Source organism: Leyella lascolaii, assembly GCF_900079775.1.
Lineage (GTDB): Bacteria > Bacteroidota > Bacteroidia > Bacteroidales > Bacteroidaceae > Prevotella > Prevotella lascolaii.
This window is the reverse complement of sequence record NZ_LT556038.1, coordinates 53,022-66,765: the sequence shown is the minus strand read 5'-3', so window position 1 is coordinate 66,765 and position 13,744 is coordinate 53,022. Positions and strand designations below refer to the sequence as shown.

Here is a 13,744-nt window from a genome sequence, read left to right as displayed (position 1 = left end):
AAGGCATGTTTTCTCATGTGTTGTTTTTTATTTCCGGACGGCACGCCGATGACGGAGGTATGCTTATTACGGTGTTATAAGCAACCGTATCAAATTAACCGACATTATAATTTTTTCAGGATACGACAATATCCTTGTCTTATCAGAAGAGTGCACAGTCCGATGGCGTTTAATTCATGATACATGCCTGTATAAAAAAGAAGACCCACATGAGCGGGTCTTCCAATTATGCGAGAAAAAGTTTTTTCAGAAATAATATGCCAGAGAAATCTGCCATGCATTGGAACGTCCTTTCGACGAAAGGATGCTTTCTGTGGCGGCGGTTGCAGCGTCAATCACCGTCACATCGCCTGTCTTTCCACACGCGATGTTGTAGTTGGCAGACAGTTGCAGATGGTTTATGAGCATGACTCCGGCACCGACGTTCACGCTGAAGTTCGAAGAGCTGAGCCTCCATGAGGCAACGTCGTTGTAGAGAGACTGATGCTTGTCGCCCACGTTGAACCCGAACTGCGGTCCGGCGAAGAGAAACAGGCTGGCGGTATTGCCGAGTCCGAATCCGTAGCGCAGGTTTATCGGGATGTTGATAGCCTGGGTTTTCAGTTTGTCGCTTTCTTTTCCGCCATACTTCAGCTCTGCCTCACGCTGGTCGTAGACTGCCGACGCGTCGATGCCGAGACCGACGACAGGCAGTGTGAACAGCACTGTCGGACCGATGAAGAATCCGGTGCGGTTGCCTGCATCAAGTACTTCCTTGCTGAAGTTCATGCTTGTGACGTTCAGACCGCCTTTAAGTCCGAACTTGATCTGTGCGGATGACTCGGTCGCAAACAAGGTTGTCATCATGATGCATGCCAGTATAAAAATCTTTTTCATAAGCCTTTGAGTTTATGGTGTTAATAATATGGTTGTCTCACTCACGGCATGTCTGCCGTCAGACACATGTCAGCGACGCTGCCGGCGCACCGTGACACGAGCCGATGACGACGAAGCCGACGAGCCTGAAGACGTTCTGCTCTTCTTCTTCACAGTCTTCGACGTTCCGCCCGACCTGCGGTTTTTCTTCTTCACAACCTTCAGTTCCTTCTTGTCGAGCTTTGCTATGCTGTCGAGAGAATCCTTGCGCACGGGGTCGCCCCATATGTTCTTCTCAAACTCCTTCAGCTCTCCCTCTATGCGTTTCTGCTCCTTCGACATAGCCGAGTCTGTAGGACAGTACTGCGCAAGAGTCTTTCCGAGCATGTTGGATGTCTTGTATATCTTGCCCTTATACATGTTGCGGGTGAAATAATCGTCCACGCTCATGGTGGCTGCGTTGTTGAGATTGCTCGTCATGATGGTCTGACGGGTGAGGAACGGAGCCAGTTCGTCGTACTTCATCCAGAAGAGCGGATAGGAGGTTGCGGCGTCTCCGAAGTCGTCCTCACGGCGTAGTATCGGACAGAGAGCCGTCACCTTTGTGTGGAACGTCGCTGTCGCCTGGTCGTAATATGCGCTTTCCTTGACATAGTATGCGGTCACCTCACGCGACGGGATGTCACTGTCGTCGATGCGTGTGCCCCTGTCGGTGCGCTCGTAGAATATGTGGTAGTTGTCGAGAATCGACATGAGATTCACCTTCGCCGACTCGTCGAACACCTCATTGCCGTCGAGTCTGTACTCGTATGGCGTGACGCTGCGACGCATCACGAGCTTGAATATATAGGTGAAGAGGTTCATCTGCGACCCGAGCGGCTCAACCGGATAATACAGCGCGGCGTTGGCTTCATCGTTGAGGTCTATCTCACGGTAGATGTCGCGTCTCCATACGACATCCTCGTTCATAGGAGCCTGCGTGGGAAACGATATCTGCGCTCTCGTGGAGAGGGCGTTGGCACTTGCCGCGGCTGCCTGCCGCTGTTCCCTGCGGCGTGCCTCAGGCTGTGCCGAAACGCTCTGCGCGAGGCATGCCGCAATCAATATGAACATTAGTTTTCTCATAATATATATACTCGTTGTATGTTCTTTTTCTGTTATTCCTGTTCAGTTCTATTTCACGATGACCTCCATCGAGCCCGGCAGACGGCGCGTGATGCCGTCCGGTCCCACCGCAGTGACGCGCGAGATATAGAACCGTTTGTTTCTCGAAAGCTTCCTGAAGGTCTCCTTCTGACGGCTGCTGAACGACGCACCGTCCGACGCCATCGGCACGGCATTGCCCATGTTGTCGAAGAACACGGTCTCGAAGCTCTGCACACGGAACTGTATGTCGAGTATGCCGTCGTCTATGGCAGCCTTCACTTCGTTCACTCCCATGAGCGAAGCCTTAGGCAGTCCGCCCTCCTTGAAGCGGTCGGTACCAATCTGAAGATAAGCTGTCGGGTCGGGAAGTTTCCTCACCTTGAACACATACTTGCCCATCTGGCGCGTGCGTCCGTTCTGATTGGCTGACACGGTGATGGTGACATCCTGTCCCACTGTCGTAGGACGGGCAATGTAGCGTCCCATTCCGATGGAGCGGAATGAGCCTCCCGACATCGACGCCGACACACTGCTGAGCGGCACTCCAGGGATGCTTATGCTTATGGGATTCTCATATCCGGCGTAGAGTACATTCATAAGGTCGGCGGAGACGGTCGCGCTCGGACCGACAACCGTATACTTCTGCGTGAAGTCACGGCGTATGATGTCGCCGTTGGCGTTCTTCATCGTGATGTAACCTCCGAACGAATGCTCTCCCACTCCGCCTGCCGTGAACCGGTAAGTGTTGCCGTCTATCCTTCTGCCTCCCACATATACCTCCGGATGTTGGGTGGTGTCGACAGCCGCCATGACTATCTGGGCGGAGAAAAGGTCCCCACTTATGACGGTGCGGGACTCAGGTATGACGAACGCATTGAGCTGGTTGACACGTATGTCCTTCATATCCACATTGGAGACAAGCGTATGCAGCACCTCGCCCTCGGCGTAGCGCACGTCGCTCTGAAGCTTGGAGAGCAGCGTGACAGCAGCTGCCACGGGCATGTCCTCAAACATATACTCCTGCCAGTTCTTACCCATTGTGACAGCGTTCTTAGGCAGTCTGGTGGTAAGGTTGCTCTCAATGATGCTCCGCTGTTGCGGATCGGTCACCATGGACACTATGCGCGTGCGGAAGCTGTTTATGGCATCGTAGAGCCGTCTGCCCTTTCCCGTGCCGGGAGCGAGCATTACCTGGTTGGCAGCCTCAAGGTCTTCCTTGTTCACGATGTTCATCACATCGCCGTCTTTCCCGTCTGCCATGCGCACAATCTCGGTCTTCAGCTGCTGCGCGAAGTTATATAGCGAGTCGCTCATCTGCTTCACCGCCGTCGCCTTCTCAAACCATTCCTTCACCTTCTGAGGGTTCGCCCTCATCTGTTCGGAGAAGTTCCGGTATATGGCATCGTTCTCCTTGGACGAGTTGGAGGTTGTCCTGTTGAGGCTTTCCTCAACGATTGAGAAGCCGTTGAGCACCTCGGTGGATATGTTGAGAGCAAGCATTGCCATGAGGACGACGTACATCAGGTTGATCATCTTCTGGCGCGGCGATATCGGTCGTTTCTTTATTGCCATTTATGTTTTACTTTAATATCACGTCCCGCAGTCCTTTCCGGACTCGGGCGGTTCGGTCTGCGGTTACTGTTTTGGGGCGTTGTCGGGCGCGGCGGCGCGCATATTGACCGTCATCGCCTCTATCATGCGTGCGTAGATGCCGTTGAGCTGCTCGATGAGCTGTGCCATCTTGCGGCTCTGCTCGTTTATCTGATCGATGGTTCCAATCTGCTGGCTGGCTCCTTTAAGCTGCATCTCGTACACCCGGCATATGCCAGTGAGCGTGCGGTTGAGCATCTCCATCTCCTCGCTGTCGCGTGTGAGACGCTCGCTCTGCTCCGATACCTTCTGCAGAGTCTCCGTGAGCCGGTTCAGCTCTTCGATGTAATTGCCCTGCGCCTCAGCCAGTTCCTCACCGTTCTGCTGCTGTCCTGCCACCCAGTTTCCAGCCACGACGGCGGTGCCTGCAATGCCTCCTGCCTCCGCAGCTCCGCCTTTTCCGGCATCAGCCACAGCCGCCGCGGGTGCGGTTCCGGACGTACCTATAATGATTGTACCTCCCTGCACGGCAGGCTGTACAGGCGCGGCGGCAGCGGCTGCCTCATCATTCTCCGCGCTCTCAGCGTCGTCCCCTTCATACTCATCCTCCACGTGCGTTGGCAGATCCATGCCTATCGCCGTCTTGTCGAACGGTCGGTCGAACGCCGAGATGAAGAACACGATGACCTCAGTTCCCATACCTACGAACAGCATGATGTTCGCTCCGGGCAGGTGGGTCAGCTTGAACAATGTTCCGAGAATAACGATTGATGCTCCCCAACTGTAAGCATAGTTGAGGAAAGTCTGCCCCGGAACGCTGTCGATCCACTTCTGCAGACGATAGACAATGTTGTATTTGCTGTATTCAGTCATTGCTGTTTATTTCTTTTTCTGTTTTCCACTTGATGTACTTGCAAGGCTTCTGACACACCGGAATCCGATGTACGACCTCGGCTGGTTCTGATATTCCCACGTACGCCATGCCGAACGGATGTACGACTCAGGGTCTTTCCACGAGCCGCCGCGCACGCTTTTCTTCTTCATCTTGTAAGGGTCTTCCTTCGCCGCGTTGTATTCAAGCTGCGGGTTGAGGTCGTTCATCGCCTCCGCTCCCGCCTCGGTGTAGACCGTACTCGTCCATTCTGCGACGTTGCCCGCCATGTCGTAGAGTCCGTTACTGTTCGAGGCATATATTCCAGTCTTGCTTGTGATGAGATTGCCGTCCTTTGTATAGTTGCCCCGGTCGGGCTTGAAGTTGGCGAAGAAACACCCTTCACCGCTCATCACGCCCTCATCTTCCCACGGGAACTCGGTGCCGTCCTTGCCTCTGGCGGCATATTCCCACTCGGCTTCTGTGGGAAGCCGGTATCTCTGCACGAATCGCGCCTCCGGTCCGAGACCCTTGAGCAGATACTCGGTACGCCACGCGCAGAACGCATTAGCCTGCTCCCAGGTGACTCCCACCACCGGGTAGTCGTTGTAGGCAGGGTTGGAGAAGTAGTTGCGCATGTAAATCTCGTTGTCCGAGTTGCGGAAATCGTTCACCCAGCATGTGGTGTCAGGATATATGTTCACGATGTAAGTGTTGAGGAAGTCCCACGGTCCGCTCAGCGGGCGGTTGATTGTTTCCCTGACGATGCGTCCCTCGTCGTCGATGTATGCCGTGTCTTTCGATATCATGACCACCTCGTCCGGATTCACCGTATTGTCTGTGTTGAGGTTTCGTTCCTCCGGGTTGAGCCTGTTGCGACGCAGTGCCGCCGCCGTATAATCGTACACCTCATACTTATAGTTCATCTGTCTGTAGTCCAGCATCTTCTCTCCTGTGACAGGATTGGTGGTGTATACGCTCTCTATGGCGCGCAGTTCGTCCTCATTGGGCTTGCGCGGTATGGGCTTCTTCCAGTTGAGGTGAGGAGTCACGGGGTCGCCGTTCTCATCCTCGGTTATCATGTATGTCTCGTCGCCTCCGTACGAGGGGTCAGCCAGACGGGTGCGTACGATGCTGTCGCGCACCCATAACACGAACTGCTTGTACTTTGCGTTCGACACCTCGGTCTCATCCATCCAGAAGCCGTCTACCGAGATGTCTCTCACCGGAGTCTGCATACCCCACAGGCTGTCTCCCTTCTCCAGTCCCATGCGCAGGTAGCCCCGGTCTATCTTGACCATGCCGTAAGGTGTAGGTTCTGTGAAAGCCTTGCCGCTCACGCCCACCACCTCGCCACCCCGTCCGGACGATGCCATGCGTCCGCCGAAGCATCCGGCGAGCACGAGGCAGAACACCGGAGCGAGCAATGCCGTCAAACTGTTGTTCTTCTTATTCATATTTCCTATAATATTCTCACACTTTTATGTTTGTTCTTTCCTTTCTTTATCAGATTGAGATCCATCTGATAGCCTATGAACAGCTCGTGACTGCCGTTGCCGGGGCTTATCGCCGATGTGTAGAACTCGTAGCTGTAGCCGAGCATCACTCCGTGGAACATGCCTCCGAACATGAATGTCACCGAGTTGGTGGGGCTGTAGCCAACGCCTCCGTACATCATTTTCTTGTCGTTGGTGTATATCAGCCTGCCTGTGATGTCGGCTCTCCAGGCAACTCCGTCGGTGCGTACGAGCGCAGACGGTTTTATTGTTAGAAACGGATTTCGCAGTTTTATATTGTATCCGCCCGTCAAATAATATGTCGGATCAATCTGCAGCTCGTTGGTCTCTCCGAGCTCCACGAGGGGCGCGTTGAGATGCTGCGCCGACACTCCCACATACCACGGACCGCGCATGTAGTACAGTCCCACGCCCAGGTCGAAGCCGCTTCCCTCCACCTTTGTGCTTGGCAGAGCCGGGTCGCCAGCCTCTCCCGCGTCGAGCTTCGTACCGTCAAAGCTCTCGCTGAGCAGTCCTACGCTCAGTCCTCCACTTATCGTTCCGCCGAAGAGCTTATGCTTGTAGGCATATTGCAAGGTAAGACGCTGATGGCTGAACAGACCTATCTTGTCGTTCATGAACTGCAGACCGGCTCCGTGCAGACCCTTCAGGAAATAGAAAGGAAGGTCTGCCGCCGCATACATTGTCTGCGGATTGTTCTCGAAACCGACAAAGTCCATGGCATAGGCTGCCGTGATGTTCAGCTTCGACTGCTTGCCCACAGCCGCCGCATTGAACGAAGGCTCCATGTCGAAATAATGACTGAACGACACGTCATACTGCGCGCGCGCTCCCAAGGAGGCAAGCGCAAGGAGGATGAATGTTATTATTTTGCGTTTAAACACGTACTAATAACGTCGCTTTCTCTCTTTTATTGCCAACCAGTCTAACTTTTATTGCATTTCACGCATAACTTTTCACTTCCGCACCCGAGCATGCGTGTAGCGACGGCAATACCTGAGCCAGTAAACAGACACGTACATATATGAAGTAGTGCTGCAATATATGCCAGAAACATCTTCCCCCTTCTGACCATACGCAATGAACCATGCGTACGACAGGAACATGAATAAAGGGTAAAATTCACAAAGAAAGCGACTCATAGATAATACAACACATAGTCGCGATAAAGCGTGAAAAGTACTATAGGACATACCCTCGCAACATACAGACTGATTTCTGGCAATCAAAAGAAAGGCTTTTATCAGCCGTCACGGATTAACATTCATTAACTACGATTTAACGCAGTGAGCACCCGGAGGAGCTTTTCTCCCGGGAATATCCGGTTTTTGCAGCAATACACGCATAGTATTGACAGTCAAGGAACTATGCAATTTTATACGATAAAAAGGACGATGTTATGACTCGGAAGAGCCGTTCCTGTAACGCGGAAGAGCCCGTTTCGTGCCGCAGGAAAGCCTGTTTCATGGCATGACAAGCACTGTCCAGCATCACGAAACAGGCTTTTCCGCATACCGGGACGGGCAGCGGCATTGTCTATTTATGTCATTAATTCAACCGCAAGGCGCATTCCTCGCCCCTCAGAATCTCTGAAACGGAGATGCGGGAGGAGAAAAACAGGAGAGCGTTTTAACATATGGGAAAGGCTTTTTGGGACGTTGTCTGTTAAAAAGACATAAAAAACGGGCAGGCAAAGGGATGTTCGGGAAAAACCGCCTGCCGCACATCCGTCCCGCATACTGACGCTCACACAGCCTTGACGACAAACTGTCCGGCAAATGCCGCGAACAGTCCGAGTGCAAAACTGAGTATGGAATAGAGCGAGAAATGAACGAACCTGCCGTCGGAAAGCAGGGTGCAGTTCTCCTGCATGAAGGTGGAGAAGGTGGTGAAACCGCCACAGAAACCCGTGGTGAGGAACATGCGCAGGTCGGTGTTCATGACGTGTCCGCGCTCAAACAGTGCGTTGAGCAGACCTATGACAAAACATCCGAGCACATTGACAACCATTGTGCCCCACGGGAAACCGGAGGTGACACCGGTCTGCACTGTGTGAGAGAGCACGTATCTCGCCACTCCTCCCGCAAAGCTTCCGGCTCCTATAAACAACAATACCCTTAACATATGACTGTAATCTGAACTTTTAACGATAATAAAAACATTGTAACCATACGGCATACGCGCCTGACTTGCGGATGCAAAGGTAAGACTTTATATCGCACAACGGCTCACAACACCGTCTTTTTTTCATACGCTCTGCCATCGCGTACAGCGATGTGATGCGACAACTGACGCACCCGTCACCGGCTCACAACATCATATTAAAGCGTCACCGCGCCGCATACGGGTAAAAAATTCTGCTCATTGAAGCCTGTGTAATTATTTTATTTGTATCTTTGTCAAAGATAAGATGCGCACGGCAATACAAGAGCAAGATCTCATTGCACTCGCTTTCATTATCTTTGTATAAGATAAGATGCGCACGGCAATACAAGAGCAAGATCTCATTGCACTCGCTTTCATTATCTTTGTATAAGATAAGATGCGCACGGCAATACAAGAGCAAGATCTCATTGCACTCGCTTTCATTATCTTTGTATAAGATAAGCGGCACTCGGGAAATTGAAAGCAAGCTTTCTTTCCGCTCGTTTGCATTATCTTTGTCATTACTACTTATGTGCATGAATCACACACACATCAAGTCAATACTTACTGATATGAGAAACAAGATATTACTAACCTGCATACTGATGTCCGTCCTCGCAGCCTGCAAACCGCTGTTATGCCACGGCATGAGCCTCACCGTATCAAGCGTAAGACACATGAGCAACACCGACGGACTGAGCAGCCAGCGTGTCTACTCGATAGTGGAAGACAGGCATCACGCCATATGGATAAGCACGAAATCGGGCATAGACCGATATAACGGACAGCATATGAGGAACTACAGACTGTCGGACGAGCACAACTACGGTGACCTTGCGGCAAGGATAATACAGCTCCTTTACTTGCCCGACGGAGCATTGCTGGCATATGACAACACGGGAAAGGTGTATCAGTATTCTGACGTGTATGACAGGTTTGAGCTGAAGACACAACTGTCAAGGTATATGTCCGGCAACATAACCCTTAACAAATATCATATAACGGAGGACGGGAAGGAGTTGTTCGGACTCACCTCCGGACTATACGTGAAGGAAAACAACAGGGTGAGGAAATGCATCGCAGGACTGGACGTCAACGACATCGTGTCTTTAGGCGGCACTCTCTATCTGGGAACAACCGCAGGACTGAAAATCACTGACACCTCCGGCAGACACGTCAAAGGACTTCTCGACGGGAAGAGCATACAGACTCTGTATCATGACAGAGAGAGGAACAATCTTTTTATAGGTACGTTCAACAGCGGGCTGTGGATTCTGAGCCTTGGCACAGGAGCCCTGACGCATGTGCCGACAGCCACGGACATATTCGACAACCCGATACGCTCGATAATAAAATACGACTCCGACACACTGATAGTGGGCATAGACGGAAGCGGGATATTCACCTACAGCTACAGCGACATGAGCATAAAGAGGCTCATAGACTCCGACGACAGCGGCGGCGACGCATGCCTGACGAGCAGCGGCATATACACAACGTTCAAGGACAGTCAGAGGAATCTGTGGATAGGAAGCTATACGGGAGGTGTCTCACAAGTGATATTCTCAAAGTATCCGATAACCTTCATCACGCACAGACACAAGGAAAGGCAGTCGCTTGTGAACGACAACGTGAAGTCGATTGCCGAAGGACAGGACGGCAGCATGTGGTTTGCCACCGAAAGAGGGATAAGTGTTTACAGTCCGGCAAACCGCACATGGCGGCACCTTCTGCCCGGAAAGGTGTGCGTGTCGCTGTGCCGCGGCAACGGAGGAGAGATGGCTGTAGGCACTTACGCCAGCGGAATATTCGTCACAGACAGCAAAGGCAACGTGACGAGACATCTCACAAGGCAGACCGACAACATCACTTCCAACTACATATTCTCCATAAAGAAAGACACCGACGGCGACTACTGGGTGGGCAGCATAGACGGTGACCTGATGCACCTGGACAGCGGATGGCGGCTAAGAAGGACGTACGCCGTAAAACAGATATTCTCTTTCGAGACATTAGGAAAGGGACGCATAGCCGCAGCTACGTCCGACGGATTCTACATCATAGACAAAAGGACGGGACGCATCGGACATTTCGCGTCGGCAAAGGAGCAGATGAGCAAGAACGTGAGCGCGTACATCATATCCATGCTGTTCAACAACGACCATACCGTATGGCTCGGCACCGAGGGCGGAGGAATACTGCTTTACGACTTCTTAAAGCGCAAAATAAAGAAGCACATCACCTCTAACGACGGTCTGCCGTCAAACGACATATTCGGTCTGAAGCGCGATTCGGAAGGCAGGATATGGATAAGCACGGGCAACGGAATAGCTGTTATGAACGGCGGGGAGATATGGAACCTGAACTACATAAGCAGGATAAGCCAGGAATACAACAAATCCTCATGCGTCATGACAGCCTCGGGCAGGATACTGTTCGGCAGCACCAACGGTGCGGTGGAGCTGAATCCGTCTGAAATAACGAGGGTTGACTACGACGCGCCGCTGCGCATCACGAAGTTCGACGTGGACGTGCCTTACAGCAACGACCCCGGGTTCATGAGTTCGGTCTTCAATATGCTCGCGTCAGAAAAAATAAGGCTCACACACAGCCAGAACAGTTTCGACATCAATTTCGAATCGATAAACCTGCGCTACCAGAACGACATAGTCTACCGCTTCATACTTGAGGGCTACGACAAGGGATGGAGCGACGCCGGCAGGGCGCAGTCGGCACGATACAAGAACGTGACGCCGGGCAGCTACACGTTCCGCGTATGCAGCATGAGCAAGAGCACGGGAAAGGTGATAGACGAGAAAACCGTGGGGCTGACCATACTCCCTCCATGGTGGATGTCGTGGTGGGCGTGGCTGTGCTACATTATTATATTAGTACTGATAGGATACTTTGCCACACGCTACAAGCTGTATCAGATGCAGAAGCGGCACTATGACGACAAGATAAACTTCTTCGTCAACACATCGCACGACATACGCACGCCAATCACTCTGGTCATGGCACCGCTGGAGGACCTGCTCAACGAGACCGACCTTCCGGACAAGGCGAGGTATCTGCTCGGGCTGGCAAACACCAACATAAGGAAGCTCTACTCCCTGACATCGCAGCTGCTTGAATTTGAGAAGATAGGAAGAAACCTTAACAGAACGAGGCTTGTGCCGGTCAACCTCTGCGAGATGCTCACGGAAGAAGCCGCATGTTTCCAGGCGGTATGCGACAGGAAGGGACTGAGCATGTCGCTGTCGCTGCCCGAGGACGAGGTCTGCGTGAAAGCCACACAGCGCATGCTCGAGATCATATTCGACAACCTCATATCCAACGCATGCAAATACACCGGCAACGGAGGCAGCATAAGGATAAGCATGACCGCCGACAACAAGAAGGCAACCGTGAGGATAGAGGACACCGGCATAGGAATACCGCAGAACGAGCACAAGCACATCTTCTCCGACATACACCGCGCCAGAAACGCGTACGAGTCGCAGGAGCACGGTCTCGGGTTCGGACTGCTGCAGGTGCAGCGCGTCGTCAGCTTCCTTAACGGCAAGATAAGGTTCTCTTCCAAAGAAGGTGTCGGGACCACATTCACCGTCACGCTCGACAGGACATTCGCCCGGGCGGTGCCTGGCTCGCGCCAGTCGTCCTTCGACAACATACTGGACGAGGTGCTGCCCTCCGACATTCCGGCATACGACGGATACGGCGACAACGGTGAGACAATACTTGTCGTGGAAGACAACGACGACCTGCGGCACTATCTGTGCAAGACTCTCTCGGCTGACTACAGGGTGGTGGAGAAGCCCAACGCAGCCGAAGCGCTCGCATACATGGAGACCGCCTACCCCGACCTCATCATATCTGACGTCATGATGCCCGGCATGCAAGGCGACGACTTCTGCAACATCGTGAAGGAAAAGCCCGAGACTTCCGGCATTCCGATAATACTCCTGACGGCAAAGACAACCCACGAGGCAGTGGTGGAAGGTCTGCGGAAGGGTGCTGACGACTATCTCACAAAACCTTTCAGCACCGAGATACTGAAGCTGAAGATTAAAGGCATGATAGAAAACAGGCGGCGCATGCGCGACTGTCTGCTCCGTCATGCGGTCAGAAAGACCGACGCCACCGGCTCTATGGATAAAGACCGCAGTCAGGGAGCGGCTTCCACTGAGGACGGGGAGGCGAATGTGATGTCTCTGTCTGAGAATGACAGGATGTTCGTTGAGAAAGCCACAGACATCGTGCTGGACAACATAAGCAACACTGATTTCAGCATCGACGCGCTGTGCAGGGAGATGGCGATGAGCCGCACGCTGTTCTACAGTCGGCTGAAATCGCTCACCGGAAGAGCTCCGCAGGAGTTCATACGCATCATACGCCTTGAACGTGCTGCGGAACTGCTTAAAAACGGCGGTTCGGTAGTGGATGTGTCAGAGGCTACGGGATTCATAAACGTGAAATATTTCAGCACCGTCTTCAAGAAGTATTTTGGCATACAGCCAAGCCGATATGCGGAAGAAACAGATTAAGACTTACTTCTGAACACGCTGAGATGAAGGTTTGAATGCAGAAAAAACGGCATTCAAACCTTTTCTATTATACTGACAGCGAGCGTATTATGAAAAATAACAAGAATCAAACCCATAAATAACAGCCATCAAACCCTCATATAAGGAAAGGCTTACTACTTTTGACAGCGGATTGAGACAGAAGACCCGAAAACTTAATGTCATAAATTTATCATAACCTTAACAACAAACAAGCAATGAACAGAAAAGTAAGTCTTACTCTCACATTTATATGTGCGGTATTTACGGCATGCGCTTCCGGACAGGAAGACTCCGACAGTAAGGGCGCAGCCACAGGAACGGAAGAGGACGTGGTGTTCTTCGACGACTTCAAGACGTTCGACAGTTCTGTATGGACAAAGGAAACCCACGAAGCCGGATGGACCAACGAGGAACTGCAGGCATACAGCCCTGAGCAGGTGAAGGTGGGAAAGGACGGCGGCAGGTCCGTGCTCATGCTGACGGCAGAATGGAAGAACGGCAAGATAGTATCGGGAAGAATAAACTCCAAGGGGAAGAAAAGCTTCAGATACGGCACGCTCAGCGCGAGCATCCGACTGCCCAAGACGGCAGACGGACTGTGGCCCGCATTCTGGATGATGGGCGACAACGGGAAGGAATGGCCGGCTTGCGGAGAGATTGACATAATGGAGATGGGCGACAAGGAAGGGATTGCCACCGGCACAGCCTCATCACGTGTGAACACGGCAATACACTTCGGCAAGAGCCCGGCATCGCACGAACAGCAATACCATGCCGCCAGTGTCGGCTCCAGCCTCCAGGACGGCGGTTATCACACTTACACGCTTACGTGGGACGAGACGCGCGCCGCCATATCCATTGACGGCAAACCTTTCCACTCGTTCGACATCAAAGACAATCCTTACTTCCACGATAACTTCTTCATACTGTTCAACCTTGCCGTGGGAGGAACGTTCACCGGAATAACCGACAGCGGCAGCATTACGGTTCTGAAGAAGGGGACAAAGGCAACCATGTATGTAGACTGGATAAAACTGACTGAACATAATTAA

9 protein-coding genes are annotated in these 13,744 nt (G+C 52.4%); 2 read left to right on the top strand and 7 right to left on the bottom strand.

The genetic code is table 11. The features are described from left to right. Nucleotides 1–246: 246 nt before the first annotated feature. From BN4609_RS06075 to crcB, 7 genes are all read right to left on the bottom strand, one after another. Entirely contained in the window at nt 247–876 is a 630-nt protein-coding gene (locus BN4609_RS06075; RefSeq protein ID WP_021993878.1) for a porin family protein, read from the bottom strand. Nucleotides 877–945: 69 nt separating this feature from the next. Then, complete coding sequence (gene porN, locus BN4609_RS06070; protein ID WP_068855701.1) at nt 946–1,980, bottom strand: type IX secretion system ring subunit PorN/GldN; 1,035 nt, start codon at nt 1,978–1,980, stop codon at nt 946–948. A gap of 48 nt (nt 1,981–2,028) precedes the next feature. Continuing rightward, the gene (porM, locus tag BN4609_RS06065; protein ID WP_068855700.1) at nt 2,029–3,573 is read right to left on the bottom strand and encodes a type IX secretion system motor protein PorM/GldM; all 1,545 of its coding nucleotides are present in this window, start codon (nt 3,571–3,573) and stop codon (nt 2,029–2,031) included. 63 nt (nt 3,574–3,636) lie between these two features. Then, the gene (gene porL, locus BN4609_RS06060) at nt 3,637–4,464 is read right to left on the bottom strand and encodes a type IX secretion system motor protein PorL/GldL (protein WP_068855699.1); all 828 of its coding nucleotides are present in this window, start codon (nt 4,462–4,464) and stop codon (nt 3,637–3,639) included. A gap of 6 nt (nt 4,465–4,470) precedes the next feature. Continuing rightward, nucleotides 4,471–5,919, bottom strand: coding sequence for a T9SS ring complex lipoprotein PorK/GldK (porK, locus tag BN4609_RS06055; protein WP_021992422.1), 1,449 nt, complete (start codon nt 5,917–5,919; stop codon nt 4,471–4,473). A gap of 5 nt (nt 5,920–5,924) precedes the next feature. Beyond that, nucleotides 5,925–6,863, bottom strand: a complete 939-nt coding sequence (locus BN4609_RS06050) for a PorP/SprF family type IX secretion system membrane protein (RefSeq protein WP_021992423.1) — start codon at nt 6,861–6,863, stop codon at nt 5,925–5,927. Between the two features lie 862 nt (nt 6,864–7,725). Further along, nucleotides 7,726–8,103 carry a fluoride efflux transporter CrcB gene (gene crcB / locus BN4609_RS06045; protein ID WP_068855698.1) on the bottom strand — a complete coding sequence of 126 codons (378 nt, stop codon included), beginning with the start codon at nt 8,101–8,103 and terminating at the stop codon, nt 7,726–7,728. Between the two features lie 593 nt (nt 8,104–8,696). Between crcB and BN4609_RS06035 the strand changes: the two genes are divergently transcribed. Together BN4609_RS06035 and BN4609_RS06030 are read left to right on the top strand one after the other, a co-directional pair. Next, nucleotides 8,697–12,671, top strand: coding sequence for a hybrid sensor histidine kinase/response regulator transcription factor (locus tag BN4609_RS06035; RefSeq protein WP_068856336.1), 3,975 nt, complete (start codon nt 8,697–8,699; stop codon nt 12,669–12,671). Between the two features lie 236 nt (nt 12,672–12,907). After that, nucleotides 12,908–13,744: a glycoside hydrolase family 16 protein gene (locus BN4609_RS06030; RefSeq protein WP_068855696.1), complete on the top strand. Its 837-nt coding sequence runs from the start codon at nt 12,908–12,910 to the stop codon at nt 13,742–13,744.

What these genes read in the sequence shown, in the direction of transcription:
- BN4609_RS06030 (WP_068855696.1), top strand. Translation starts at nt 12,908, where the DNA reads ATGAACAGAAAAGTAAGTCTTACTCTCACATTTATATGTGCGGTATTT.
- BN4609_RS06075 (WP_021993878.1), bottom strand. Translation starts at nt 876, where the DNA reads ATGAAAAAGATTTTTATACTGGCATGCATCATGATGACAACCTTGTTT.
- porL (WP_068855699.1), bottom strand. Translation starts at nt 4,464, where the DNA reads ATGACTGAATACAGCAAATACAACATTGTCTATCGTCTGCAGAAGTGG.
- porN (WP_068855701.1), bottom strand. Translation starts at nt 1,980, where the DNA reads ATGAGAAAACTAATGTTCATATTGATTGCGGCATGCCTCGCGCAGAGC.
- porK (WP_021992422.1), bottom strand. Translation starts at nt 5,919, where the DNA reads ATGAATAAGAAGAACAACAGTTTGACGGCATTGCTCGCTCCGGTGTTC.
- crcB (WP_068855698.1), bottom strand. Translation starts at nt 8,103, where the DNA reads ATGTTAAGGGTATTGTTGTTTATAGGAGCCGGAAGCTTTGCGGGAGGA.
- BN4609_RS06035 (WP_068856336.1), top strand. Translation starts at nt 8,697, where the DNA reads ATGAGAAACAAGATATTACTAACCTGCATACTGATGTCCGTCCTCGCA.
- porM (WP_068855700.1), bottom strand. Translation starts at nt 3,573, where the DNA reads ATGGCAATAAAGAAACGACCGATATCGCCGCGCCAGAAGATGATCAAC.